Source organism: Bradyrhizobium aeschynomenes (genome assembly GCF_013178945.1).
In the GTDB taxonomy this organism is placed as follows: domain Bacteria; phylum Pseudomonadota; class Alphaproteobacteria; order Rhizobiales; family Xanthobacteraceae; genus Bradyrhizobium; species Bradyrhizobium aeschynomenes.
This window is the reverse complement of record NZ_JABFDM010000001.1, coordinates 519,266-544,833: the sequence shown is the minus strand read 5'-3', so window position 1 is coordinate 544,833 and position 25,568 is coordinate 519,266. Positions and strand designations below refer to the sequence as shown.

Below are 25,568 nucleotides of genomic sequence, written 5' to 3'. Positions count from 1 at the left end.
CAACAAGCCCGGCGCACCAGGGAGACTGCGTATAAGCGTGAAGACCGTCGCGCAGGGAATGCCGGTTGAAACGGCTTTGCCTGTGGTACCTGCCGCCTGCATTTTTTTCCGCAGGCGGGCCATGGGTGAGGCCTTCACCCGGCATTCCCTGCGCCCTCTGCATGTTTGCGAGGGACGAGCGATCGCAGACCTCGGGCATGATGTGCCGCGAGAACGCGGTGCCATGTCCGTCACCTGCCCAGCTGTTTGAGCCGTGAATCCATCCACCGTCGTCATCCCGGACAAGCCGTGACGCGCGAAGCGCGGCATGGCGCCGATCCGGGATCCATACGCCGCAGCAGACGTGATGGGCAAAATGCCACCGACCAGCCCGGCCCGAACCGCTCCCTTGGGGGTATGGGTCCCGGCTCAAGGCCGGGACGACAGCGAGTGTGCCGGCCCAGGGTTGCCCCGCAGGACGAACGCCGAGCCTACTGCAGGCTCAACGCCACGAAGCGAAGCTCACCGTCGGCGTTCGACACCAGCAGCAGAACCGACTTCTTGCCATCCTTCTTGAGCTGGTCGACGCGCTTCTTGATGTCGAGACCCGAGGTCACCGCCTCCTGGGCAACCTCGACGATGACGTCACCGGCCGACAGCCGCTTCTCGGCGGCGTCGGACGCCTGGTCGACGCCGGTGACGACGACGCCCTTGACGCTGTCCTTGATCTTGTAGCGCGTGCGCAGATCCTTCGACAAAGCGGCGAGATCGAGCCCGAGCGCCTTCTGGGTGGCTGGCTTCTCGGCCGGCTCGTCCTTCTTGATCGCCGCCTGCTGGACCTTCTCATTGTCCTCGAGCCGACCGAGCTTGACCTTGAGGGTCTGCTCCTGGCCCTTGCGGATGATGACGACGTCGACCTCCTTGCCGACGGCGGAGTCGGCGACGATGCGCGACAGGTCCTTCGGCTCCTTGATGTCGCGGCCGTCGAACTTGACGACGACGTCGCCGGGCTCGATGCCGGCCGGCTTGGCCGGCCCCTTGTCGTCGACGCCGGCCACCAGCGCGCCGCGCGCCGGCTTGATGTTGAGGCTCTCGGCAATCTCGTCGGTCACGCCCTGGATGCGCACCCCGAGCCAGCCGCGGCGCAGCTCGCCGAACTGGCGCAGCTGGTCGACCACGCCGGCGACCGTCTTCGACGGCACCGCGAAGCCGATGCCGATCGAGCCGCCGGACGGCGAGATGATCAGCGTGTTGACGCCGATGACCTCGCCATCGAGATTGAACAGCGGGCCGCCGGAATTGCCGCGATTGATCGAGGCGTCGGTCTGGATGTAGCTGTCATAGGGACCCGACGAGATGTCGCGGTTCTTGGCCGAGACGATGCCGGCCGTGACCGTGCCGCCGAGGCTGAACGGGTTGCCGATGGCGACCACCCATTCGCCCAGGCGGAGCTTGTCCGAGTCGCCGAACTTGACGACCGTCAGCGGCCGCGGCGGCTTGAACTTGAGCACCGCGAGGTCGGTCTTCTTGTCGACGCCGACCAGCTCGGCCTTGATCTTGGTGCCGTCGTTGAGGATCACGTTGATCTCGTCGGCGTCGGCGATGACGTGGTTGTTGGTGACGACCACGCCCGAGTCGTCAACGATGAAGCCGGAGCCCAGCGAGTTGGTGCGGCGCGGCGAGTTGTCGGCGCCGCCCCGGCCGCCCGGACCGCCACGGCGGTTCTTGAAGAAGTCGTCGAAGAACTCCTCGAACGGCGAGCCCGGCGGCACCTGCGGATTGGCGTTGCGGTTCTCCGAGGAGCCGCCCTTGGCCTCGACGGTCTGCGAGGTCGAAATGTTGACGACGGCGTCGATGACCCGCTCGGCGACGTCGGCGATCCCCTCGGGTCCGCGCGCCGAGGCCGGGACCGGCGCGAGCGCCCAGCCCGCGGCCAGGATAGCCGCAGTCAGGACGGGACGCAGGCGACGGCTGAAAGCAAGGGTTGCGGTCATCGGGCGGATCTCCAGAAAAGTCGGCAAATTCAATCGGTACAGTGCGCCGGAACCGGGCGGGGACGCAAGCACGCCCGATCGGACCGCCCGATTCATCATTGAAGGCGACCTAATACGTCAAAATGGCGCAGCCATCGCCTCACAATGGCGTTGGCCGGGCGGCAAACCCGATCGGATGAACGCCGGAAGCAGCCGCGGCGTGGCGAGGCCGGACGAGGCCCGTCAGATCGGGCGCCGGATGACCCAGATCAAGATCAGGCCGGCCACCGCCGAGCCGATGCCGACGGCCCGCAGCACGTTGTCGGGCGTGGTCATCGCGGTCTTCATGGCCCGGCGCATCCACTCCGGACTTGCCGCGAACATCAGGCCTTCGAGCACGAACAGGATACCTAATCCGATGAGGAAATCGGAAAACGCAATGGACCTCATCGGACCCGGACCTCCCGTTCGACCTTCTTGATATGTAACGGGGCGAAGCAACGGCTTCGCCCCGTCCATGTCAACTCATATTCGCCCGATCAACCGCGCTGGGCATCGAGGCAGATGCCATCAGGGCTTGGGCGCCGGCACCGCTGCGGCCGCGGTCGAGCTGGCGGTGGACGGCGTCTCCGCAGCCGGCTTCCCCGAGGGGTTGGCGAAGTAGCGGAAGAACTCCGAATCGGGCCGCAGCAGGAAGCGGGTGTCGCCGGACTTCAGCCCGTTCTCATACGCCGACATCGAGCGGTAGAAGGCGAAGAAGCCCGGGTCCTTGCTGTAGGCCTCGGCGAACAGGCGGTTGCGCTCGGCATCGCCGGCGCCGCGGGTCTGCTCCGCCTGCGAGTTGGCCTCGGCGACGATCACGGTGGCCTCGCGATCGGCCTTGGACCTGATCTCCTGGGCCTTCTGGCCACCGAGCGCCCGGAACTCCTCGGCCTCGCGCTGCCGCTCGGTCTTCATCCGGTTGTACACCGCCTGGCTGTTGGCCTCCGGCAGGTCGGCGCGGCGGATGCGGACGTCCACCACCTGGATGCCATAGGCGTCGGCCTCCTTGTCGAGCTGATCGCGGATCTTGCGCATCAGCGCCTCGCGCTCGTCGCGCACGACTTGCGTGAAGGTGACCTCGCCGAGCACGCGGCGCAGCGAAGCGTTGAGCAGTGTCCCGAGCTGGACGTTGGCGGTCTGGATCGAGCCGACGCTCTGGTAGAATTGCAGCGCGTTCTTGATCTTGTAGCGCGCGAAGGCATCGACGACGAGCCGCTTCTGGTCGAAGGCGATCACCTCCTGCGAGGGGTTCTCGAGGTCGAGGATGCGCTTGTCGATCGAGATCACGTTGTCGATGAACGGCGCCTTGAAGTTCAGGCCGGGCTGGGTGACGACGTCGACCGGCTTGCCGAACCGCACGACCAGCGCCTGTTCGGTCTGCTGCACGGTGAACAGCGAGCTGTAGCCGATGACGACGAGCACGAGCACGGTGACCAGCGCGACGATGCCTGCAACGGGGGACCTCATCGGACGCCTCCCTGCTGAGCGGCAGGCGCCGGACGGCGCGTCAGGAGATCGCCGAGCGGCAACAGCGGCACGGGGCCGCCGGATGCACCGCTGTCGAGCACCAGCTTCTCCGAACCGCCGAGCACGCGCTCCATGGTCTCGAGATAGATCCGTTCGCGGGTCACGTCGGGCGCCTTCTTGTACTCGTCATAGACCTTCAGGAAGCGCGCGCTCTGGCCCTTGGCCTCGGCGATCGCCTGCTCCTTGTAGCCCTCGGCGACCTGCAGGATCTGCGCGGCACGACCGCGCGCATCCGGCACCACCTTGTTGGCGTAGGTCTGGGCTTCGTTCTGCAGACGCTCGAGGTCGGCACGCGCCGCCTGGACGTCGCGGAACGCCTCGATCACCTGGGCCGGCGGATCGACCTTCTGCATCTGCACCTGGGTGATCTGGATGCCGGAGCCGTAAGTGTCGAGGGTCTTCTGCATCAGCTCCTGCACATTCTGCTCGATGACGGTGCGGGCGCCGGTCAGGATCGGCTGGATGTTCGAACGGCCGATCACCTCGCGCATCGCGCTCTCGGCGACCGCCTTCACGGTGCCCTCGGGATTCTGGATGTTGAACAGGAAGTCGGCGGCGCCCTTCGGCTTGATGCGCCAGAGAACGGTGACGTCGACGTCGACGATGTTCTCGTCGCCGGTCAGCATCAGGCTCTCCTCCGGCACGTCGCGACCGCCGCGGCCGCGCCGGCCGGGATCGTCATTGGCGGTGATGCCGATCGAGATCGAATTGACGCGCAGCGCCTTGGGCAGCATCACGGTCTCGATCGGATAAGGCAGGTGATAGCGCAGGCCCGGCTGCTCATCGCGGACATATTTGCCGAAGCGCAGCACCACGCCGAGTTCCTCGGACTGCACCCGGTAGAAGCCGGACAGCAGCCAGATGGCGATCGCGCCGACCACGATCAGGAGGATGCCGACGGCGCCGAAGCCGCCACCGGGGATGAACTGCTGCAGCCGGTCCTGGCCACGCCGCAGAAGATCTTCCAGGTCGGGGGGCCTTGGACCGACCGGTTGCGGTCCCGAGCCCCAGGGTCCCTTCGGACCCGGACCCCACGGGCCTCCGCCCTGATTCTTCCACGCCATCGATCGATCTCCTCCGAGAGGCTGATAGTGCACAACGCCGGCCCCGACGGTGGCCGGGTTATAAGGGACGGCCCCGCCCCTTACAACGTAGCGCTCCAGCTAAGCCCGAACCGGGTTTTGTCAATGTAAACAGGGCGGCAAGCGCCCGTTTGCCGCGGCTGGACAGGCCCGGCGCGGCCAAACAACGCGACTTCATCATTAACGGATGGTCTTGGAGTGGCGGCCGGATCGGTCCGCGGAGAGAAACGCTCACCGCCGCCGGCGATAGGTCACGTAGGAATATTCGGCCTGATCATCGGGACCCGAGGTATGACGCTCGCGCGCCGTCTCATCCCATTGCGCAGGGTCGACCACGGGAAACAGCGTATCGCCTGGCGGGCTCGCATGGACCTCGGTGATCTCCAGCCGGTCGGCCAGTGGCATCGTCGCCGCATAGATCTCGGCGCCGCCGAGGATCGCGATCTCCGCGGCTGAACGCCGCAGCGCATCGCCCCGCGCAATGGCGAGCGCCTCGTCGACGGTGTGGGTCACGACCGCCCCGGGCGCGCGAAACTGAGAATCGCGGGTGATGACGATGTTGGTACGGCCGGGCAGCGGCCGGCGCGGAAACGAGATGAATGTCTTGCGCCCCATCACGATCGGCCGCCCCATCGTCATGGCCTTGAGACGTTGCATGTCGCTCTTCTGCCGCCACGGAATGCCACCGGCGGCACCAATCACGCGGTTGTCGGCGATCGCGACGACGAGAACGATCTCGATCATGGCGCCTTCTCCGCGAGCCGAGCCAGTGCTTGGCCCGTCACCTTGCACAGCGTCCACTCGTCCATCAGCTCCGCCCCGAGCGATTTGTAGAAGGTGATCGACGGCGCGTTCCAGTCGAGCACCGACCATTGCAGCCTTGCCCAGTCGCGCTGCACGCAGGTCGCGGCGAGATGGCCGAGCAGCGCCTGGCCGATGCCGTTGCGGCGGAATGCAGGGCGGACGAACAGGTCCTCGAGATAGAGGCCGGGCTTACCGGCAAAGGTGGAGAAGTTGACGAACCAGACCGCGAAGCCCGCGACCTCGCCGTTCCATTCGGCAATGTCGCAGAACAGCGTCGGATGCTCGCAGAACAATGCGCCGGCGATGTCGACCTCGGTGGCCACGATCTCGTGGGCGAGCTTCTCGTAGTCGGCGAGTTCCTTGATCAGCGCAAATACGACGCCGATGTCGTCGGGCCGGGCGCGGCGGATGGACAGCGACATGCGTTACACCGCGACCGCGGCCTTGATGTGCGGATGCGGATCGTAGCCGGCCAGCGCAAAATCCTCGTAGCGGAAGCCGAAGATGTCCGTGACATCAGGGTTGAGCGTCATGGTCGGCAGCGGACGGGGCGCGCGGGTCAGTTGCAGGCGGGCCTGCTCGATGTGGTTGGAATAGAGGTGCACGTCGCCGAACGAATGCACGAACTCCCCGAGCTTCAGGCCCGTGACCTGCGCCACCATCATCGTCAGCAGCGCGTAGGAGGCGATGTTGAAGGGCACGCCGAGGAAGACGTCGGCCGAGCGCTGATAGAGCTGGCACGACAGCTTGCCGTTCGCCACGTAGAACTGGAACAGGCAGTGGCAAGGCGGCAGCGCCATCTTCTCGACATCGGCCGGATTCCAGGCCGTGACGACCAGACGGCGCGAATCCGGATTACGGCGGATCATGTCGACGACGTTCGTGATCTGGTCGATATGGCCGCCGTCGGGCGTCGGCCAGGAGCGCCACTGGTAGCCGTAGACCGGGCCGAGATCGCCGTTGGCGTCGGCCCACTCGTCCCAGATCGTCACGCCGTGGTCGTGCAGATATTTGATGTTGGTGTCGCCCTTCAGGAACCACAGCAGCTCGTGCACGATCGCCTTCAGCGGCAGCCGCTTGGTGGTCAGAAGCGGAAAGCCGGCGGCGAGATTGAAGCGCATCTGGTGGCCGAACACCGACAGCGTGCCGGTGCCGGTGCGGTCGTGCTTCTCCGCGCCGTCGGACAGGATGCGTTCGAGCAGATCGTGATACTGATGCATGGTTCGCGCTGGCGGCCTTTTCGCAGAAGGCGCCGAATTTAACGGCGGGGACGGCCCAGCCCTAGCTTCGAGTCGGCCCGGTCGGTCAATTATACCCTGAAAAATGTCGGGGTGCCGTCCCAAACGACAAGGGCGGAACCGATGCGTTCCGCCCTGCCCCGCGCATCGTGGTTGTCTGGCGCTAGCTCGCGGGCTTGAGCACCGCGGTCCACTTGGCGACTTCCGCCTTCACGAGCGCCGCCAGCGCCTCCGGCGTGCGGTCCGCAGCGCCGGGAATGACGCTGCCAAGCTCGAGCAGGCGCTTGCGCACGCCCTCATCGTCGAGCGCCTTGGCGGCGGCGGCATTGAGTTTGGCGATGATCGGTGCCGGGGTGCCTTTCGGTGCGAAAATCGCATTCCAGGCCTGGGCCTGGAACTTCGGCAGGCCGGCTTCCGTCGTGGTGGGAACGTTGGGCAGCGCCGGATTGCGCTCGGGCGTCGCGATCGCATAGGCCTTGATCGTGCCGGCGTTGATCTGCGGCACCGCGTTGACGATCTGGTCGCACATGTAGTCGACCTGACCGCCGACCAGTGCGTTCATCGCCGGCCCCGTGCCATTAAAGGGGACGCCGACCGGCTTGACGTCGAGGATCGAGTTCAGGAGCTGGCACGACACGTGCGAGACCGATCCGACTCCGGCATGGGCGGCATTGACCTTCTCGGTGTTGGCCTTGACGTAATCGACGAACTCCTTGGTGTCCTTCGGCGCAAAATCCTTGCGCGCCAGGATCAGAATCGGCGTGCCGGCGAGCAGCGCGACCGGCTCGAAATCCCGCTCCGGATGGTAGGCGAGATTGGGATAGAGCGGCACCGCGGCGGCGTGAGTGCCCATGTGGCCTGTGATCAGCGTATAGCCGTCGTTCGTGGCCCGGGCGGCGCGCGCGGTGGCGGTGGTGCCGCCGGCGCCCACGACGTTCTCGATGATGATGCTCTGGCCGAGCGTCTGCGCCATGTGCCCGGTGACGATGCGCGCGATGACGTCCGTCGGGCCGCCGGCGGCGAACGGTACGATCATCGTGATGCTTCGCGTCGGATAGTTCTGCGCCTTGGCCGGCGTCGTCGCCACGCCGACCCCGGCAAGAAGGCCGGCGATCACCGGCAGCCAACCGACCGAAAGTGCACGACCGCACCAGCTCATCGAAATTACCTCCCTCGTCGCCCGCTCCGCTGCGAGCCTGCGCTGGTGATAGCGGCATCACAGCGCCTTGTCAGAGGTCGATTCGACTTGCAGCTGCGGCGTGCGGCCGCAGGTCAGCCCTCGCTCTCCACGAAGACCTCGTCGCGCTTGCGGCGCAGCGTCGGCAGCACGGCGAGCACCAGCAGTCCCATCGCGATCGCGAGCAGAATGGCGGACACAGGCCGGGTCAGGAACACCGACCAGTCGCCGCGCGAGATCAGCAGCGCCCGGCGCAGGTTCTCCTCCATCAGCGGTCCCAGCACCATGCCGAGCAGCAGCGGCGCCGGCTCGAAATCATGCTTGATCAGCCAGTAGCCGACCAGGCCGAACGCGCCTGCGAGCACGACATCGACCGGCGCATTGTTGACCGAATAGATGCCGATCGCGCAGAAGATCACGATCGAGGGGAACATCAGCCGATAGGGCACGCGCAGCAGCCGCACCCAGATGCCGACCAGCGGCAGGTTGATGATGATCAGCATCAAATTGCCGATCCACATCGAGGCGATCATGCCCCAGACCAGATCGGGCTGCTTCTGCATCACCTGCGGGCCCGGCACGATGCCGTGAATGGTCATGGCGCCGACCATCAGCGCCATGACGGCATTCGGCGGGATGCCGAGCGTCAGGAGGGGAATGAAGGACGTCTGCGCCGCGGCGTTGTTGGCGCTCTCCGGTGCCGCGACACCCTCGATCGCACCGCGGCCGAACCGCGACGGATCCTTGGCGAGCTTCTTCTCCAGCGTATAGGCCGCGAACGACGCGATGACCGCGCCGCCGCCCGGCAGGATGCCGAGGATCGAGCCGAGCACGGTGCCGCGCAGGATCGCCGGCGTGGAATCCTTCATATCCTTCCGCGTCGGCATCAGGCCGGTGATCTTCTTCTGCACGAGGTCGCGGTCCATCCCAGCCCCGGCATCGAGGTTGCGGATGATCTCGGCGAAGCCGAACACGCCCATCGCGACGGTGGCGAAGCCCAGGCCATCGGCGAGCTCGGGGATGTTGAAGGCCATGCGCGAGACGCCGGTCTCGATGTCGGAACCGACCATCGACAGCAACAGGCCGAGCACGATCATCGCGATCGCCTTCAGCACCGAGCCCTTCGCGAGCACGACCGCGAAGATCAGGCCGAGCACCATCAGCGAGAAGTATTCGGCCGGGCCGAACGCCAGTGCGAGCTTGGTCAAGGGCGCGCCGAGGATCGCGATCAGAACGGTCGCGACGCAGCCGGCGAAGAACGAGCCGATCGCGGCGATCGCCAGCGCCGGGCCGGCCCGCCCCTGCTTCGCCATCTGGAAACCGTCGAGGGCGGTCACCACCGACGTCGCCTCGCCTGGTATGTTGACCAGGATCGACGTGGTCGAGCCGCCATACTGGGCGCCATAGTAGATGCCGGCCAGCATGATCAGCGCGCCGACCGGCGGCAGGCCGAAGGTGATCGGCAGCAGCATCGCGACGGTGGCGATCGTCCCGATGCCCGGGAGCACGCCGACCAGCGTGCCGACCAGCGCCCCGATCAGGCACATCAGAAGATTGATCGGCGACAGCGCGACCGCAAAACCGTGGGCGAGATTTGCAAACAGGTCCATCACGCCCTCATTGCAGAAGGAAACGCGGCAGGAGCGGCATCGGCAGCCCCAGCACGTAGGGGAACAGGAGCGCACAGCCGCCGGTCAGGCAGACCCCGACGATCAGCGCCTCACGCCAGCGCGTCTCTTGACTGCCGATCGCCGCGATCAGGAAGCTCGCGAGCCCCACGACCAGGAGGCCGAGGGGCCGAATGGCGACGGCGAAGGTGAGGATCGCAAGGGAGACGAACAGCGGCCCGCGCCAGTGATAGGTCGCAAGCTGCGCCCCCGGAGTGACGACGCCGATCACGGCCACGGCAGCGCCGAGCCCGAGCAGCAGCAGGCCGAACATGCGCGGCGCGGTTCCAGCCCCGAACGAGAATCCGCGCATGCCCTGCAGATCGCTGGAGGCCCACAGCGCGAACAGCGCGATCGCCATCAGCACAACGCCGCCGAAATAGTCCTGCGGCGCGCGCGGCCGCACCATGAACGTGAACACGGCGACGGCGATCAGCGGATAGGTGTAGATGAGGGCCAGCAGAACGTCGGAGGACAACGACGTCTTGCCGCCTGCGGCATATTGCTGCGCCAGGCTCGGGATGGCGATCGACAAGGCCGACGCATGTGCCGAGATGACCTGCAGCGGACCGCGGCCGGACATCGGGGCGACGACACCGGCCAAGGCGATCATCAGCTCGATCAGTTGCGGCGCGAAGGCAAGGACCAGAATGATCGATGCGCCAGTCATGCTGCGTGCACCAGGCGCGCTCGCTGTCCCACCTGACAATTGGCCCGTGGTCTCGGCCATGTCCTCGCCCTCCCCGATCGGCCTTGACGGCCGGCACTGTTCTCGTTCGGGGGCCCGAAGCAATCCGGACCCCGCTTCAGTTTTTGCCTAGCGGCTTTCCCTAGAGAAGGCCAGCAAAACCAAGACATCCTCCCGCGGCGAGCAGCCAGAGCGGATTGAGTCGCGTCAAGGATGCAACGACGGCCGCGATGATGGTCAGCGCGAATGCCCGCCAGTTCTGATCCGAGGCCTGCCCGAGAATCCATGCACTCGCGGCCATCAGGCCGATCGACAGCGGCACCAGCGCGGCCTGCACCATCGCGGGCCAGCGCGCGCCTTTCGCGTTCGACAGCCAGCGGCTGACGACATAAGCGAGCACGGCCGTCGGACCGCACATCGCAAGCGTTGCAACCGCGGCACCCGCGACGCCTGCGACCGAATAGCCGATCAGGGCGACGATCATGACGTTGGGCCCGGGCGACAATTGCGACAGCGCGAACGCATCGGCGAACTGCTTGTCGGTCATCCAGTGCCGGACATCGACCGCAATGCGGTGCAGTTCGGGAATCGCGGCCACAGCGCCACCTACCGCAAACAGCGAGATCAGCGCGAAAGTCCAGAACAGCTGCGACAGCGGATGATCGTCCCCGCTCATCGGGCCCACCGCGCCTTGGCATAGGTGATCGCAAGACTGAGCGGCACGGCCACCAGCAGAACCTCCTGGAGCGGCAGACGCGCCAGCCCGATCGCGACGAAGACGGCGGCCATGACGACGAGGCCGACCACGTCGCTCTTCTTCAGGAGCGGCGAGATCATGCGAAGCACCACCGAGGCCAGCAGGCCCACGGCGACGCAGGACACGCCTTCGAGCGCCCGCCGCAACGCTTCGGCCTGCCCATAATGCCCGTAGAGGGCGCCGAGCGCGGTGATCAGCAGCATCGGCGGCCCGAGCAGACCGGTGAAGGCTGCGATTCCGCCGGCGATCCCTCGCAGTCGCGCGCCGAACACCATGGCAAGATTCACGATGTTCGGCCCGGGAAGAAAGTGGCAGAGCGCAAAAGTCTCGTTGAATTCCTCCGCCGTCATCCAGCGGTGCTCGTCGACGATCGCGCGGCGGGCGAACACCAGCACGCCCCCGAAGCCCGACAGCGACATTTTCGCGAATGCGAAGAAGAGCGTGCGCAGGCTGGGCGGAATTTTCGCGATGTCGGCCGCGGGATGGACAGCCGGCGCAATCTCGGGAGGCATGATGCACTCTAGGAGGACAAAATCCGGTCTGCCAAGGCAGGACGGAAAGTTCCGTCCAACGGCCCACATTTTTGTCGAAGGTCGGGGCCCGTGGGCCCTGTGCAGCCGGCGGCCGACGGCCTATATAGGGGGTGCCGGCTTGCCGGCTATGGAAATAAATCGCCGTCGAAATAAACCATTCGGACCCGGGGGCGGTACCCGGCGCCTCCACCAAAGCCCACGGAACCATGGGTTTTGGCGGGGGCGAAATAGGATCGACGAGGGCGTAAAGGGCGAGCTTTTTCCCGGTATTGTTCCGCCGTTATCGGGCTACTGCAATAGTTGCCAACGACAACTTTGCTCCGGTTGCTCAGGCTGCGTAACGCAGTTTGAAAGACCACCTTAAAGTCCTAACGGGTTAAGCTCCGTTAGGCGGGGTTCGGAGGCACCTGGCAACAGAAGCCTCCACTTTCACGTGCACGACGCTTGGACGACGCTTGGGAGATCCTTTGCCGGGTCCTTCGTTTGGCACGCCTTCCTTTGCACCCCTTGCGTTGGTATCCCTTCGCTTTCATTCCTTCCTCTTCCGGACTTCCGCCGGCTTCTGCGCGTTCCCATATGTTCGCTCGAACCGGCTTGGCTGCTGACCTCGGCGCCCAGCCGGGGTACGATGGACGAAACGCGAGTCGGGAATGCTGCTGCCCTCACGGGCGCGGTGTTGCGGCAAGGCGGGGCGCCGCCCATCACGATACAGGACCGATCATGGCGACCGATCATATTCGATACGATGTGCTGGCGCGCGACGCGCTGCGCGGGGTGCTGCGCCGGGTGCTGAGCGATGCCGCCGTGCATGGCCTCCCGGGCGAGCACCATTTCTTCATCACCTTCTTGTCCAAGGCCGAGGGCGTGAAATTGTCGCCGCGGCTGCTCGCGCAATATCCGGAGGAGATGACGATCATCCTGCAACACCAGTTCTGGGATCTGGTCGTGTCGGAAGATCGTTTCGAGGTTGGGCTGTCGTTCGGCGGCATCCCGGAGCGGCTGGTGGTGCCCTTCCACGCCATCAAGAGCTTCTTCGACCCGTCGGTCCAGTTCGGCCTGCAATTCGAACCGTCGGAGGCGATCGCCGAAACGCCGCCCAGCCCGAAGCTTCCGGCTGCTCCTGCCCCGGTGGCCGTCGCGGCGCCGCTGCCTGGTCCGGCAGCCGACGCAGGCGAGGACAAGCCGGCCGCTCCCAGTCCAGGCGAAGGCGCTGAGGTCGTCCGTCTCGACCGCTTCCGCAAGAAGTAGGCGATTCGTCGCGCGCGGAACGGCCCGCGAGCCCATAGATTGACGCATGCTTGAACCGGCGGATGTCGGTTCGCGACCAATCATGGGCATGCGTCATGACAAAATCAGCGAGTTCATCATCCTCCGGACCGACGCGGACCGAGACCGACAGCTTCGGTCCGATCGAGGTCGCGGCCGATCGCTATTGGGGTGCGCAGACCGAGCGCAGCCGGCATAATTTCCGCATCGGGCATGATCGCATGCCGATGGGCCTCGTGCATTCGCTAGCGCTCGTCAAGCTCGCGGCGGCCCAGACCAACCGGGAGCTCGGGCTGCTGGAGCCACGGATGGCGGATGCGATCATCCAAGCTGCGCAGGAGATCATCGCCGGCAAGCTCGACGACCATTTTCCGCTGGTGGTCTGGCAGACCGGCTCCGGCACGCAGACCAACATGAACCTCAACGAGGTGATCGCCAATCGCGCCAGCGAGTTGCTCGGCGGCGAGCGCGGCACCAAGAAGCCCGTGCATCCGAACGATCACGTCAACATGAGCCAGTCGTCCAACGACTCGTTCCCCACCGCCATGCATATCGCCGCGGCACGGGCGATTTCCGGTCATCTGGTGCCGACCTTGTCCGAGTTGCTGGCGGCGCTCCGCGCCAAGCAGGAAGCGTTCGCGGGCATCGTCAAGATCGGCCGGACTCATACGCAGGATGCCACGCCGCTCACGCTGGGCCAGGAATTCTCGGGCTATGCCGCGCAGATCCACGGCGCGATTTCCAGGATCGAGACGGCCGCACGCGACCTGTTGCCGCTCGCCCAAGGGGGCACCGCCGTCGGCACCGGCCTCAACGCGGATCCGAGATTTGCAGAGCTGTTCGCCAAGCACGTCGCCGCGATCACCGGACTTCCGTTCACCAGCGCGCCGAACAAGTTCGAAGCTCTGGCTTCGAACGACGCCTATGTCTATGCGCACGGCGCGATCAACGCCGCCGCCACCGGCCTGTTCAAGATCGCCAACGACATCCGCCTGCTGGGCTCAGGTCCGCGCTCGGGGCTTGGCGAGCTGATTCTGCCCGAGAACGAGCCAGGCTCCTCGATCATGCCGGGCAAGGTAAATCCGACTCAGTGCGAAGCGCTGACCATGGTATGCTGCCAGGTGTTCGGCAATCACACCGCAATTACTCTGGCCGGCAGCCAGGGCCATTTCGAATTGAACGTCTACAAACCATTACTCACACATTGCATGATGCAGTCCATACAATTACTGGGTGACGCCGCCCGTTCATTCAGCGAACATTGCGTAAGCGGCATTCGGGCCGACGAAAAGCGGATTCGCGAGCTGATGGAGCGTTCTCTGATGCTGGTCACGGCGCTCGCGCCGCAGATCGGTTACGACAACGCGGCAAAGGTCGCGAAGGCCGCACATCAGCGCGGCACGACACTGAAAGAGGAAGCCGTGCGGCTCGGCTTCGTATCTGAGGATGAATTCGACCGCCTCGTACAGCCAGAGATGATGACGAGACCGGGAAGGTCGTGACGGTAGTCCCGTAGTACTACGGGGGGTGATGCAATTCTCGCTGTTAACCCCTAAAGGATACTCTCGACTACAAGTTCTGCTGCGTTCAGTGAATACAAAACCCGCTCGCACAGTCGCGAACGGCTATCGAACTATCAGGGAGCGATGACGTGATTGTCTGGATAACGCCAAGGCTCATCTGCGCAACGCGCATGCTCTCTTCGCAACGTTCGATGCCTTAGATGATTGGAGCAAGCATGGGGGACGTCATCAACTTGAAGCGTTTTAGAAAGCGCGTAGAGCGCGATCAGGCAGCGAAGGTCGCCGAAAGCAACCGTGCTCGCCATGGCAGGACGAAGTCCGAACGCGCAACTGACGCACAACGCGACAAGCGCGCGAATGATTTACTCGATCAACATCGTATCAATGGCGAGGACGCGTGATGAAGTCGCCCGTCGTAAAACGTTCAATCGTGGTCGCAGGTCACAAGACCAGCGTCAGCCTCGAAGAGGCGTTCTGGAACGGAATGAAGGAGATTTCGGGTCTCCGGAACATGACCCTGTCCGAGCTGGTCGGAGAGATCGACAACAATCGCCAGCAGGGCAACCTGTCCTCGGCGATCCGGCTGTTCGTGCTCGACCACTTCAAGAGCCGCGCCGCGGCCTCCTCCGGCCTCGAGCCGAAGGCGACGGTGGACAGCCGGCACACGGCATCCGCCGCGGCTCCTTGAGGCAGATCAGACGGCGGTTCGCCCGGTCTGTTTAAAATCGCTCTAAGATGCCGCGGCATTGATCATGCCGCGCTTGACCTCTTGGCACGCGATTGAAAATACAGGCTATGAGCGAAATCTGCGATACACGGCCGCCTCTGCCGCTCGGTCTGGCCCGGCGTGGCTACACCGGAACGATCCAGCATCTTGCCGCTGGCGGCGCGACGTCGTCCCTCCCGGACGTCGAGCTGGAGAGCAGACTGATCGAACTCGGCTTCGTCGAGGGCGCTCGGGTCGAAATCCTGCATGAGGGGATCGTCGGGCGCGACCCGATCGCCGTCCGCGTGGACAACATCACCGTCGCGGTCCGGCGGCGCGAAGCCATGGCCGTGATCGTGGCGTAGGCCGCGCGGAAAGCCTCGCTCATGGAAAGCCCTCTGCTGCATCTGGCCCTGGTGGGTACGCCCAACAGCGGCAAGACCTCGCTGTTCAATGCCCTGACGGGAAGCCGTCAGAAGGTCGCGAACTATCCCGGGGTCACCGTCGAGCGGAAAGAGGGCGGCTTCGTCACCCCGCAGGGCCGCCAGATCTCGCTGGTCGACCTGCCGGGCACCTATTCCCTGCGCGGCCGCAGCCCGGACGAGGAGATCACCCGCGATTTCGTGCTTGGACGCGCCACCGGCGAGGTCCTGCCCGACCTGGTGCTCTGCGTTGCCGATTCAACCAACCTGCGGTTGACGATCCGGCTTCTGCTCGAACTCAAGAGCACGGGCCGGCCGCTGGCGCTCGTACTCAACATGTTCGACATCGCCAAGCGGCGTGGCGTGACCGTGGACGTCGCGGGCCTGTCGCAGGCGCTGGGCGTCCCTGTCGTGACCTCGATCGCCGTCCGCAAGGGCGGCACCGACGATCTCCTGCAGCTTACCGATCACTTGCTGGCCCGGGCCGAGGCGGCCACCGGTGACCGCGCCAACACCTGGCGCCCCCTCACCGTTCCGGAGTTGCGCGCGACCCAGCGCGAAGCCGATCGCATCATCGCGGCCACGGTCAGCCTGCCGGAGCGGCCCGACACCTGGACGGCCCGCATCGATTCCGTCGCACTGCATCCGGTCGGCGGCCTCCTCATCCTGCTGGCGATCCTGTTCGTCATGTTCCAGGGCGTGTTCGCCTGGGCGCAGCCGCTGATGCAGCTGCTGTCGGCGGCGTTCGATGCACTCGGCCAACTGGTCCACGACCAGCTTCCCGAAGGCCTTCTGCAGAGCTTCCTGCAGAACGGGGTGATCTCGGGCGTCGGCAGCGTCATCGTCTTCCTGCCGCAGATCATCATCATCTTCCTGTTCATCCTGCTGCTGGAAGATTTCGGCTACATGGCGCGGGCCGCGTTCCTGATGGACCGCATCATGGGCGGCGCCGGGCTGCATGGCCGTGCGTTCATCCCGCTGCTCTCCAGCTTCGCCTGCGCCATCCCCGGCATCATGGCGACGCGCGTCATCGACAACCGCCGCGACCGTCTGACGACGATCCTGATCGCACCGCTGATGACCTGCTCGGCGCGCATCCCGGTCTATACGCTGATCATCTCGGCCTTCATCCCGCCGACCAAAGTCTGGGGCCTGATCAACCTGCAGGGCCTCGTGATGTTCGGGCTTTATGCGGCGGGCATCGTCAGCGCGCTGCTGGTGTCGTTCCTGGTCAAGTTCTTCCTGATGCGCGACTACCAGCCGGCGCCGTTCATGCTGGAGCTGCCGGACTACAAGCTGCCGCGGCTGCGCGGCATCGCGATCGGCGTCTACACCCGCGCCAAGATGTTCCTGCAGCGCGCGGGCACCACGATCTTCGCGATGATGGTGTTGATCTGGTTCCTGGCCTCGTTCCCGCAGCCGCCGGAGGCCGCCACCGAGCCCGCGATCAATTACAGCCTGGCCGCGATGATCGGCCAGGCGATCGCGCCCCTGCTCACGCCCGTCGGCTTCAACTGGCAGATCGCAGTGGCGCTGGTGCCCGGCATGGCCGCCCGTGAGGTTGCCGTCGCTGCGCTCGGCACCGTCTACGCCATCGAAGGCGGCAAGGAAGCGGCCGAACAGATCGGCCAGGTGCTGGCCAGCAAATGGAGCCTCGCCACGGCGCTGGCGCTGCTCGCCTGGTACATCTTCGCCCCGCAATGCGCCTCGACTCTTGCGGTCATCCGCCGCGAGACCGGCAGCTGGCGCTGGATGGCCGTGACCTTCGTCTACATGTTCGCGCTCGCCTACGCGGCTGCGTTTGCGACCTACCACATCGCCGTCGCGATGGGCGCGGGCTGAGTCATCCCCGCGCCCGGACGCGTCACCGCGATGCCTCCACATGCAGCGCGAAGCCGCGCGCATCCGCATCGCCGAGCTCTGGCCGCAGCTGCATCGAGGGAATCAGATAGTCGCCGTGGTTCTGCCGCCGGTATGGAATGGTCTGATCTGTAAACAGCGTCCGCATCCGTGCACGCAGTCGGTCAGCGATCCCCTCAAAACCGGCCTCATCGACGCGGCTAGCCTTGTGCGCCACGAACGCCGGCAGCACGTCGAAGCCGGGATAGAACAGGATGCCGTGGTTGATGGGAAACAGGAGGTCGTCGATCGGCCCGTTGATGCCGCGCTCGGAATAATGCTCTTCCCAGCCGCCCGTGGTGACCACCAGCATCGCGCGCTTGCCGGCGAACACGCCTTCCCCATAGCGATTGCCCCAGCGCTTGTCGCTGTGCTCGCCGACGCCATAGGTGAAGCCGTAGGAATAGACCCGGTCGACCCAGCCCTTCAGGATCGCCGGCATCGTGAACCACCACAGCGGAAACTGCAGGATGACCGCGTCGGCCCAGAGCAGCTTGTCCTGCTCGGCCCGAACGTCGTCGGTGAGCGTGTGGGTCTTGAAGGCTTCGCCCGATGCGGTGGCGACGTTCAGACGCGCTTCCGCCGGCAACTGCGGGAAGTCGGTACGGTCGGCGGCCGGCTTCCAGCCCATTGCATAGAGGTCTGAGACCTTCACCTGATGGCCCTGGGCCTGGAGTTCGGCGACGGCGACATCGCGCAGGGCACCGTTGAGCGAGCGGGGTTCGGGATGGGCAAAGACGAGCAGGACGTTCATGGCTGGATCCTCTGCTGGAACTCGCCAAGACATAGACGCCACCTCACTCATCCACTATACGGCCTATATCGATAATATTATGCCGCTTTATGGATAAGTCCGACGTCAGCATCGTCAACATGCGCAGCTTCGTCCGGGTGGCCGAGCGAGGCAGCCTGTCCGCGGTCGCTCGCGAGCTCGGGATTGGCCAATCCACCGTCTCGCGACACCTGCAAGAGCTGGAACACACGATCGGCGTGCCGCTGCTCAGCCGCACCACCCGGCGCGTGACCCTGACCGACGAGGGCAGCCGCTATTACGCGAACTGCGTCCAGATTCTCCGCCTGATCGACCAGGCCGGCGACGAGGCACGCGGGGCGCGGGGCGCCGCCGCAGGCACCATCCGGATCTCCTGTACGGCGGCCTTCGGAATCCTGCACATCACGCGGCTCGTCTTCGCTTTCCAGGATCGCTACCCGGATATCGCCATCGATCTCAATTTGACCGACGAACGCATCGACCTCGTGCGCGAGGGTGTCGACATCGCGCTGCGCCTCGCCCCACTCATCGACAGCTCGCTGAAGCTGCGGCCGCTCGGCTACTCGCACCGGCTTCTTGTCGCCTCGCCGGGCTATCTGGAGAAACGCGGCACGCCGCGCACGCCGCAGGACCTGATCGGGCATGACGGCATCCGCATGACCAATGTTGCGGGCAGCGAGATACTCGTCCTCATGGGACCGGACGGAGAGCGCCACGAGGTGCCGTTCAGAAGCCGCTTCCGCACCAATCACGGACTCGGGGTTCGGGAGGCCGTGGTGGCCGGGCGCGGAATCGGCGGGAGCCATGCCTGGCTGGTGGACGACCTCATTGCCGCGGGCAGACTGGCGGTCATCCTGCCCGATCACCGTCTGTCATCGACGCCTCTCAACATGCTGATCGTGCCGGAGCGCGCGGGCATCGCACGCGTGCGGCTGCTGATCGACTATCTCGCCGAGGAGATCGTCCGCCTGCCGGGCATCCGGCCGGAGCCCTGACTCAAAGTCGCGGCATCGTATCCGGCCGAACCTCGCGTGCCTGCGCGGCCAGGCGGATTGGCGCATTGACCGCACCGAAGCCTTGGTAGTTGCGCCGCTGCACGATCTCGAAGAAGAAGCGTTCCTCGAAGATGTGGGTGTAGACCTGGAAGAACTCGGCGTCACCGTCACGGTCGTACAGGATCTCGTTGGCGCGCAGTGCGGCGATCGTCTCGGGCGCAAGATCGTATTTGGCTTCGAGATCGTCGTAATAATTGTCGGGGATGTCGAGGAATCCTGCGCCTCTGGCGCGCATCTCGGCCACCGCAGCAAAGATGTCGTCGCAGGAGAACGCGATGTGCTGGACGCCAGAGCCGAAGAATTCGGAGATGAAGCGCGATGACAGCGTGCGCGTCGCCGTGGAGCCGTTGAGGATGAAGCGCAGGCTGCGATCACCGTTGACGATCGCCTGGCTCTGCACGAGGCCTCTGGGGTCGGCGATCTCCATCTGCGGCAGCCGCGAGAAATCGATGATCCCGGCATAGAAAAGTAGCCACGACAGCATTTCTTCGTGCGGCATCGACTGAGCGATGTGATCGACCGCAACGAGCCGATCGGCGGCCTTGTCGCTGACGACGGGCTCGAAGTCCACATCCCAATGCCGGCCATGCGTGTCGAGAAAATACAGCAGGCTGCCGCCGACGCCGTGAATCGCCGGAATCTCCAATTCCCCCGGCCCGACCGGCTGGGTGAAGGTGCGCGTCTTCAAGGACTGCGCGCGGGCCATGGCCCGATCGGCGCTGTCGACGTCGAGCGCCAGCGCGCAGACGCCCGGACCATGCGTCACATAGTGCGAATGCGCGAAGCTCGCCGGCTCGCAATTGATCACGAGCTCGATCGCGCCCTGCGACCAGCGCTGCACCGCCTTGCTGCGATGCCGCCCGGTGTTGCGAAAGCCGAGCTGCGCGAACAACGCGGCGAGCAACTCCGCCTTGTCCTCGCTGACGGCGAACTCGACGAAGCCGATGCCATGGCTCTTCACACGGGGCTCGAACCGCGATTCCGAAGCGGCAGGCACGTTGCCGGCAAGATCATCCTGCAGCAGCAATAGCGAGCGCATGCCGTCGAGCGCGGTGCGCGGCGCCGAGCCCGCTCGAAACTGGTCGTTGAAGATTTCGAGCGACAGCGGCCCCGTATAGCCGGTCGCGGCCACCGCCTCCATGAACTCGCCGACCGGCAGATCGCCCTGCCCCGGAAAGCTGCGGAAATGCCGGCTCCAGGACAGCACGTCCAGTTCGAGCTTGGGCGCGTCGGCCAGTTGCACCAGGAAGATCTTGTCGGCGGGAATCGCGCGGATCGCATTGGTCGGCAGCGCCGGCGCCAGCGCATGGAAGCTGTCGAGGATGACGCCAATCGCCTTGTGATCGGCGCGACGCACGATCTCCCAGGCATCGCGATAGTCATGGACGTGACGGCCCCAGGCCAGCGCCTCGTAGCCGACGCGCAGGCCGCGTTTGGCCGCGCGCTCACCGAGCTCGTGGAAGTCGGCGGCAGCGCGGTCGATGCCGCCGAGCGAAGCGGGCGACACGGTGCTGCAGATCAGCAGCAGATCCGTGCCGAGATCCTGCATCAGGTCGAACTTGCGCTCGGCGCGGACGAAGTTGCGCGCGCGCTGCGGCTCCGGCATGCCCTCGAAGTCGCGGAACGGCTGATAAGCGCAGATCGACAGCCCGAGGTCGCGGCACATCTGCCCGATCTCGCGGGGACGCATCCCGAACGCGACGAGATCATTCTCGAAGATCTCGACCTGCTCGAAGCCGGCGGCCGCAATCGCCCTGAGCTTCTCGTCGAGCGCGCCTGAGATGGAAACCGTTGCGATCGAGCGCTGGTTCATGCGACCGTCTCCTCCATCGCGCCGCCCAGGAACAGCTGGCCGACGCGGGGATCGGCCAGCACGCGATCGGCCTTGTCGATGATCCTTGTACGACCGAGCTCGAGCACGATGCCGTAGTCGGAAATCTCGAGCGCCGAGCGTGCATTCTGCTCGATCAACAGCACCGAGACGCCGCGCTCGCGCAGCTGCTTCAGCATGTCGAACGTCTGCTGCACCATCAAAGGCGACAGGCCGATCGAGGGCTCATCGATCAGCACCAGTTGCGGCTCGAGCAGCAGCCCGCGCGCGATCTCGAGCTGCTTCTGTTCGCCGCCCGAGAGAGTCGATGCCTGACGGTCCGCCTTCTTGCGCAGCACCGGGAACACGTCCAGCGCCGCCTCGACGCGGGCAGGGAGATCGATATTCGCCGGCGCGGCCACGCCGCCGAGCTCGATATTGTGACGCACCGACAACTCGCCGAAGATGTTGCGGCCTTGCGGGATGTAGCAGATGCCGGCGCCGAGCAGCGCACGCTGGCTCAAGCCCGTGACATCGCGGCCCTTGAAGATCACCTTGCCTTCGCGCAGCTTCAGGAGACCGAAGATCGCCTTGAACACGGTCGACTTGCCGGCGCCGTTCGGGCCGATCACCGTGGTGATCGATCCCGCCGGCACCGAGAAGGTCGTGCCGTTGAGGATCGTCATCTTGCCGTAGCCGCCGACGAGGTTCTGGACGTCGAGAATGGGATCGCTCATGTCGGCTCCCTCAATGTCCGAGATAGGCTTCGATCACGGCCGGATTGGCCCTGATCTCGTCGGGCTTGCCGATCGCCAGCACCTTGCCTTCCGCCATCACCATCACCCGCGAGCACAGCGACATCACGAACTCCATATTGTGCTCGATGACGACGAAGGTGGCGCGGCGCTCACGATTGATCGCGATCAGCCGCTCCTTGAGATCGCCGAGCATGGTCGGGTTGACGCCGCCCGCGGGCTCGTCAAGCAGCACGAGGCGCGGACCGCCCATGAAGGCCATGGCGGCATCGAGCAGCTTCTGCTGGCCGTACGACAGGCCGCCGGCCGGCTCGTTGGCGAGATGCTCCAGCTTGAAGAAGCCGATCATCTGATCGGCAGTGGTGGTGAGACCGGCGTCCGACGGCCCGAGCAGGCGCGACAGCATGCTACCGCGATGCTCCTGCCCGGCGAGGATCAGATTGTCGCGCACCGAAAGTTTCGGGAACACCTGCAGCAGCTGAAAGGTCCGGCTGACACCGAGACGATTGAGCTCCGACGGCCGCTGCCCGGTGACGAGCTTGCCATCGACCCTGACCTCACCCGCGCTCGGGACCAACTGTCCGAGAATGCAATTGAACAAGGTCGACTTGCCGCAGCCATTGGGCCCGATCAGGCCGAGAATCTCGCCCTCCTGCACATCGAAGCTGACGCCGTTCACGGCAGTGATGCCGCCGAAGCTCTTCTTGACGTCGCGAACGTCGAGGACTGCGGTCATTGCGCGGCCTCCAGCTTGGACTGAGCGGCGGCGCGCAGCGCGGACGCGGCCTGGGTCCGCCTTGAGCTGAGATAGCGATCGAGGATGCCGAGAATGCCGGAGGGCGAATAGATCAGCAGCACGATCACGGCGGCCGCATAGAGCATCAAATAATAGCCTTCGGCAAACCGGAGCCATTCCGGCAGCAGCACGGCAATCATCGCGCCGAGGAACGGACCCAACATGAAGCCAGAGCCGCCGACGATCACCATCATCAGGAGATCGAGCGAGAGCTGCAGGTTGAATGGCACGGGGTCGACATATTGCGTCAGCGGCGCATAGAGCACGCCGGCAATGCCGCCGAGCACGGAGCCGATCGCAAACGCCATCAAGGTGTAGCGGCGGGTGTCGATGCCGAGCGATTGCGCCCGGATCGGATTCTCGCGCAGCGCCATGAAGGCGCGGCCCCACGGCGAGCGGATCAGCCACCACATCGCGAGCGTCACGAGGCCGAGCGATCCGATGCAGAGATAGTAAAATGGCAGCGGCTTGCGGGTGGGAAAGCCGAAGACCTCGGGACGCGGAATGTTGCTGATGCCGTAGATGCCGTTGGTCAGCCAGCTCTCGTTGCGGAACACAAGGAACATCAGGGTCGAGAACGCCAGCGTGACGAAAGCGAGATAGTGATGCTGCACCCGCAGCGCCGGATAGCCGAGCAGCCAGCCGACGACGAAGCAGATCACGATCACGAGCCCGAGCGCCGCGATCAGCGGCCAGCCATGGGTGGTCAGGATCGCCGCGCCATAGGCCCCGATGCCGACGAAAGCGCCCTGCGCCAGCGACACCTGCCCGGCATAGCCGAGCGTCAGGTTCAGGCCCATGGCGGCGATGGTCATCACCGCCCACTGGCTCAGGATATAGAGGCCGTAGCGGTTGAAGTTCATCGGGATGATGATCAGGCCGGCGACGACGATGATCGACAGCGCAACGAGAAGCAGTCGGTTGTGCTTGCTCATACCGTGCGCTCCTCGGCTCGACCGAGCAGGCCCTGCGGCCGGAACAGGATCATCAGGATCAACAGCAGCATCGGCACGGCGGCGCGATACTGAGTGGAGATATAGGCTGCGGCGAGGTTGTCGACGACGCCGATCAGGAGGCCGCCGGCGATGGCGCCGCGCACCTGGTTGAAACCGCCCACGATGGCGGCGATGAAGGCCGCCTGCCCCAGCACCTCGCCGCTGGAGAATTTGGCGAGATAGATCGGCGTGATCAGCAGCGAGGCCAGCGCCACCAGCACGGCGTTGATCAAGAAGGTCAGCAGGATCATGCGCTCGACGGGTACGCCGATGATCCGCGCCACCGTCGGGTTCTGCGCCGCCGCCTGCATCTGGTGGCCGAGCGAGGTGCGGTTGAGCAGCATGGTCAGGCCCACGACGGCCAGGATCGCGACGGCGAGCACGCCGAGGCTCTGCAGCGAGATCGCACGGCCGAGAACACTGATATCGCCGGCGGGAACGATCGATGGAAACGGCGAGGCCTCGGCGCTGAAGAACTGCTTCACGGCCTCCTTGATGCCGATCGCCAGCGCCATGGTGGCGATCGCCAGCGGCAACACGCCATGCCGCAACATCGGATCGACCAGCAGCATCTTGAAGGCGAGGCCGAGCAGCAGCGCCGACAGCAGCACGCCAACGAGGACCGCGAGCCAGAACGGCGCGCCGAGATGCATCACTGCAAGCATAAGGAAGGCCGGCAGCATCACGAACTCGCCCTGGGCGAAGTTGATGGTCTGCGAGGTCTGCCACAACAAGGTGAAGCCGACGGCAACGAGCGCGTAGATGGCGCCGGTGGCGAGACCCGCCACGATCAGGTCGAGCAGATTGGACATGGTTTCCCCGTGAGCCCTTGGGCGACGGCGGCACCGGACATCACCCCTCCAGCGCCGCCGATCGACCGGTCCCGTTAGTTGAGCTTCGGCAGCACCTGCTTAACGACCTGCTTGCCTTCGACCACCTCGACCAGGAAGCCCTGGCGGTCGATGTCGCCGTTCTGGTCGAAGGTGACGTCCATCAGGATGTTCGGCTCGGTCGAGGTCTTGATGGTCAGACCGTGAAGCGTGTCCGCGAAGGCCTTGGAGTCGACCTTGCCCATCTTCTCGGTCGTGGCCTTGACCATGTAGATCGCTAGATAGCCCTTGAGACCGTTGTGGTCGGGCACGTAGTTGTACTTCTTGACGAAGCGGTCGCGGAACGCCTTGACGGCTTCCACCGGCGCGTCGGTGGTGAGGCCGACATGGCCGCGGGCGCCGTTGGCGGCATCGCCGGCGAGCTCGATCACCTTCTGGCCGACCAGCGTGGTCTCGCCGATCAGCGGCGCGGTCACGCCCTGGCGCTTGATCTCCTTCAGGATGCGCGCGCTCTCTTCCTCGTTGACGTAGATGAAGACCGCGTCGGGTGCCGCCGCCTTGATCTTGCTGACGTCGGCGGCGAAGTCCGCCTGGCCGGCTTCGGTCGACAGGTCCGCTGCGACCTTGATGCCGAGGCGGTTGAACTCCTTGGTGATGACGTCGCGTCCGCCGCGGCCGAAGTCGTTGTTGACCCAGACCACCGCGACCGACTTCGCCTTCAGCTCGTCATTGATATACTTGGCGACCTTCGGCATCGAGGACTGCTGGCCGAACGAGGTGCGGAACAAGAACTTGTTGCCGGCCTGCGTCAGCTCAGCGGCCTCGCCGCCCATGATCTGGGTGATGCCGGCCTCGGCCGCCAGCGGCGCCGTCACCTTGACCGAACCGGAATAGCCCGGCCCGAGCAGCACGTAGGGCTCGCCGTCGAGCGCCTTCTGTACCTGGGCACGCGCGACGCCGGGGTTGGACTGGGAGTCGGCGTGGCTGACCTCGATCTTGCGGCCGAGAATGCCGCCCTTGGCGTTGATCTCCTCGACGGCGAGGTCGATGCCGTTCTTCCAATTGTTGCCGACGGTGGCGCCGCCGCCCGAGAGCTCGGCGACATTGGCGATTTTGATGGGGGCGCCGGATTGCGCGTAGGCGGCTCCGGACAGCAGCACGGCCGAGCACAGGCCGGCCAGGACGATCGATCTCACGTTGTTTCCTCCTCTGTCTTAAACGCTTGTTTGCGTTTCTTGCTTGAACTGATGTTCCGACGCGTATTGGCCGTCG

The 25,568-nt window shown here is 65.3% G+C and carries 26 protein-coding genes and 1 other RNA gene; 8 read left to right on the top strand and 19 right to left on the bottom strand.

Features of this window, described 5'->3' with window-relative positions:
* Nucleotides 1-470: 470 nt before the first annotated feature.
* From HL666_RS02400 to HL666_RS02345, 12 genes are all read right to left on the bottom strand, one after another.
* Complete coding sequence (locus HL666_RS02400) at nucleotides 471-1,973, bottom strand: Do family serine endopeptidase (RefSeq protein WP_172131744.1); 1,503 nt, start codon at nucleotides 1,971-1,973, stop codon at nucleotides 471-473.
* 222 nt (nucleotides 1,974-2,195) lie between these two features.
* The gene (locus HL666_RS02395; RefSeq protein ID WP_172131743.1) at nucleotides 2,196-2,402 is read right to left on the bottom strand and encodes a DUF2065 domain-containing protein; all 207 of its coding nucleotides are present in this window, start codon (nucleotides 2,400-2,402) and stop codon (nucleotides 2,196-2,198) included.
* A 120-nt stretch (nucleotides 2,403-2,522) separates the two neighbouring features.
* Entirely contained in the window at nucleotides 2,523-3,461 is a 939-nt protein-coding gene (gene hflC, locus HL666_RS02390; protein WP_172110966.1) for a protease modulator HflC, read from the bottom strand.
* Nucleotides 3,458-4,585: an FtsH protease activity modulator HflK gene (hflK, locus tag HL666_RS02385; protein WP_172179684.1), complete on the bottom strand. Its 1,128-nt coding sequence runs from the start codon at nucleotides 4,583-4,585 to the stop codon at nucleotides 3,458-3,460. Before hflK ends, hflC begins: the two co-directional genes overlap by 4 nt.
* A gap of 249 nt (nucleotides 4,586-4,834) precedes the next feature.
* On the bottom strand, nucleotides 4,835-5,347 hold the full coding sequence (locus HL666_RS02380; protein ID WP_172179682.1) for a dihydrofolate reductase: 513 nt from the start codon (nucleotides 5,345-5,347) through the stop codon (nucleotides 4,835-4,837).
* The gene (locus HL666_RS02375) at nucleotides 5,344-5,829 is read right to left on the bottom strand and encodes a GNAT family N-acetyltransferase (RefSeq protein WP_172179680.1); all 486 of its coding nucleotides are present in this window, start codon (nucleotides 5,827-5,829) and stop codon (nucleotides 5,344-5,346) included. Before HL666_RS02375 ends, HL666_RS02380 begins: the two co-directional genes overlap by 4 nt.
* 3 nt (nucleotides 5,830-5,832) lie before the next feature.
* The gene (locus tag HL666_RS02370; RefSeq protein ID WP_172179678.1) at nucleotides 5,833-6,627 is read right to left on the bottom strand and encodes a thymidylate synthase; all 795 of its coding nucleotides are present in this window, start codon (nucleotides 6,625-6,627) and stop codon (nucleotides 5,833-5,835) included.
* 181 nt (nucleotides 6,628-6,808) lie between these two features.
* The gene (locus HL666_RS02365; RefSeq protein WP_172131740.1) at nucleotides 6,809-7,804 is read right to left on the bottom strand and encodes a tripartite tricarboxylate transporter substrate-binding protein; all 996 of its coding nucleotides are present in this window, start codon (nucleotides 7,802-7,804) and stop codon (nucleotides 6,809-6,811) included.
* A 113-nt stretch (nucleotides 7,805-7,917) separates the two neighbouring features.
* A complete protein-coding gene (locus tag HL666_RS02360; RefSeq protein WP_172131739.1) occupies nucleotides 7,918-9,432 on the bottom strand; it encodes a tripartite tricarboxylate transporter permease in 1,515 nt (504 codons plus the stop codon).
* A gap of 7 nt (nucleotides 9,433-9,439) precedes the next feature.
* Nucleotides 9,440-10,219 (bottom strand): tripartite tricarboxylate transporter TctB family protein, encoded by a 780-nt coding sequence (locus HL666_RS02355; protein ID WP_172110973.1) that lies wholly within the window; start codon nucleotides 10,217-10,219, stop codon nucleotides 9,440-9,442.
* A 100-nt stretch (nucleotides 10,220-10,319) separates the two neighbouring features.
* Nucleotides 10,320-10,853 (bottom strand): chromate transporter, encoded by a 534-nt coding sequence (locus tag HL666_RS02350; RefSeq protein WP_172110974.1) that lies wholly within the window; start codon nucleotides 10,851-10,853, stop codon nucleotides 10,320-10,322.
* On the bottom strand, nucleotides 10,850-11,446 hold the full coding sequence (locus HL666_RS02345) for a chromate transporter (protein WP_172179676.1): 597 nt from the start codon (nucleotides 11,444-11,446) through the stop codon (nucleotides 10,850-10,852). Before HL666_RS02345 ends, HL666_RS02350 begins: the two co-directional genes overlap by 4 nt.
* A 94-nt stretch (nucleotides 11,447-11,540) precedes the next feature.
* On the opposite strand from HL666_RS02345, the gene ssrA reads away from it, so the two are divergent.
* From ssrA to feoB, 7 genes are all read left to right on the top strand, one after another.
* Nucleotides 11,541-11,895, top strand: a transfer-messenger RNA (tmRNA) gene (gene ssrA, locus HL666_RS02340).
* 292 nt (nucleotides 11,896-12,187) lie between these two features.
* Complete coding sequence (locus HL666_RS02335) at nucleotides 12,188-12,715, top strand: SspB family protein (protein ID WP_172131737.1); 528 nt, start codon at nucleotides 12,188-12,190, stop codon at nucleotides 12,713-12,715.
* Between the two features lie 95 nt (nucleotides 12,716-12,810).
* A complete protein-coding gene (gene fumC / locus HL666_RS02330) occupies nucleotides 12,811-14,235 on the top strand; it encodes a class II fumarate hydratase (protein WP_172110977.1) in 1,425 nt (474 codons plus the stop codon).
* 236 nt (nucleotides 14,236-14,471) lie between these two features.
* Nucleotides 14,472-14,657, top strand: a complete 186-nt coding sequence (locus HL666_RS02325) for a DUF4169 family protein (RefSeq protein WP_172110978.1) — start codon at nucleotides 14,472-14,474, stop codon at nucleotides 14,655-14,657.
* Complete coding sequence (locus HL666_RS02320) at nucleotides 14,657-14,944, top strand: ribbon-helix-helix domain-containing protein (protein WP_172110979.1); 288 nt, start codon at nucleotides 14,657-14,659, stop codon at nucleotides 14,942-14,944. Before HL666_RS02325 ends, HL666_RS02320 begins: the two co-directional genes overlap by 1 nt.
* A gap of 107 nt (nucleotides 14,945-15,051) precedes the next feature.
* A complete protein-coding gene (locus HL666_RS02315; protein ID WP_172110980.1) occupies nucleotides 15,052-15,327 on the top strand; it encodes a FeoA family protein in 276 nt (91 codons plus the stop codon).
* A gap of 21 nt (nucleotides 15,328-15,348) precedes the next feature.
* Nucleotides 15,349-17,226 (top strand): ferrous iron transporter B, encoded by a 1,878-nt coding sequence (gene feoB / locus HL666_RS02310; RefSeq protein ID WP_172179674.1) that lies wholly within the window; start codon nucleotides 15,349-15,351, stop codon nucleotides 17,224-17,226.
* Between the two features lie 22 nt (nucleotides 17,227-17,248).
* Here feoB and HL666_RS02305 read toward each other — a convergent pair whose 3' ends face one another.
* A complete protein-coding gene (locus HL666_RS02305) occupies nucleotides 17,249-18,037 on the bottom strand; it encodes an NAD(P)H-dependent oxidoreductase (RefSeq protein ID WP_172110982.1) in 789 nt (262 codons plus the stop codon).
* Between the two features lie 89 nt (nucleotides 18,038-18,126).
* Between HL666_RS02305 and HL666_RS02300 the strand changes: the two genes are divergently transcribed.
* On the top strand, nucleotides 18,127-19,050 hold the full coding sequence (locus tag HL666_RS02300; protein ID WP_172179672.1) for a LysR family transcriptional regulator: 924 nt from the start codon (nucleotides 18,127-18,129) through the stop codon (nucleotides 19,048-19,050).
* Between the two features lies 1 nt (nucleotide 19,051).
* Here the strand turns inward: HL666_RS02300 and HL666_RS02295 are convergent, their stop codons facing one another.
* From HL666_RS02295 to HL666_RS02270, 6 genes are all read right to left on the bottom strand, one after another.
* Nucleotides 19,052-20,923: a bifunctional sugar phosphate isomerase/epimerase/4-hydroxyphenylpyruvate dioxygenase family protein gene (locus HL666_RS02295; protein ID WP_172179670.1), complete on the bottom strand. Its 1,872-nt coding sequence runs from the start codon at nucleotides 20,921-20,923 to the stop codon at nucleotides 19,052-19,054.
* On the bottom strand, nucleotides 20,920-21,657 hold the full coding sequence (locus HL666_RS02290; protein WP_172179668.1) for an ABC transporter ATP-binding protein: 738 nt from the start codon (nucleotides 21,655-21,657) through the stop codon (nucleotides 20,920-20,922). The genes HL666_RS02295 and HL666_RS02290 overlap by 4 nt, the downstream gene beginning before the upstream one ends.
* A gap of 10 nt (nucleotides 21,658-21,667) precedes the next feature.
* A complete protein-coding gene (locus tag HL666_RS02285; RefSeq protein WP_172131732.1) occupies nucleotides 21,668-22,411 on the bottom strand; it encodes an ABC transporter ATP-binding protein in 744 nt (247 codons plus the stop codon).
* Nucleotides 22,408-23,406, bottom strand: coding sequence for a branched-chain amino acid ABC transporter permease (locus tag HL666_RS02280; RefSeq protein WP_172179666.1), 999 nt, complete (start codon nucleotides 23,404-23,406; stop codon nucleotides 22,408-22,410). Before HL666_RS02280 ends, HL666_RS02285 begins: the two co-directional genes overlap by 4 nt.
* A complete protein-coding gene (locus tag HL666_RS02275; protein ID WP_172179664.1) occupies nucleotides 23,403-24,278 on the bottom strand; it encodes a branched-chain amino acid ABC transporter permease in 876 nt (291 codons plus the stop codon). Before HL666_RS02275 ends, HL666_RS02280 begins: the two co-directional genes overlap by 4 nt.
* A gap of 74 nt (nucleotides 24,279-24,352) precedes the next feature.
* Complete coding sequence (locus HL666_RS02270) at nucleotides 24,353-25,492, bottom strand: ABC transporter substrate-binding protein (protein ID WP_172110989.1); 1,140 nt, start codon at nucleotides 25,490-25,492, stop codon at nucleotides 24,353-24,355.
* Between the last annotated feature and the right edge of the window lie 76 nt (nucleotides 25,493-25,568).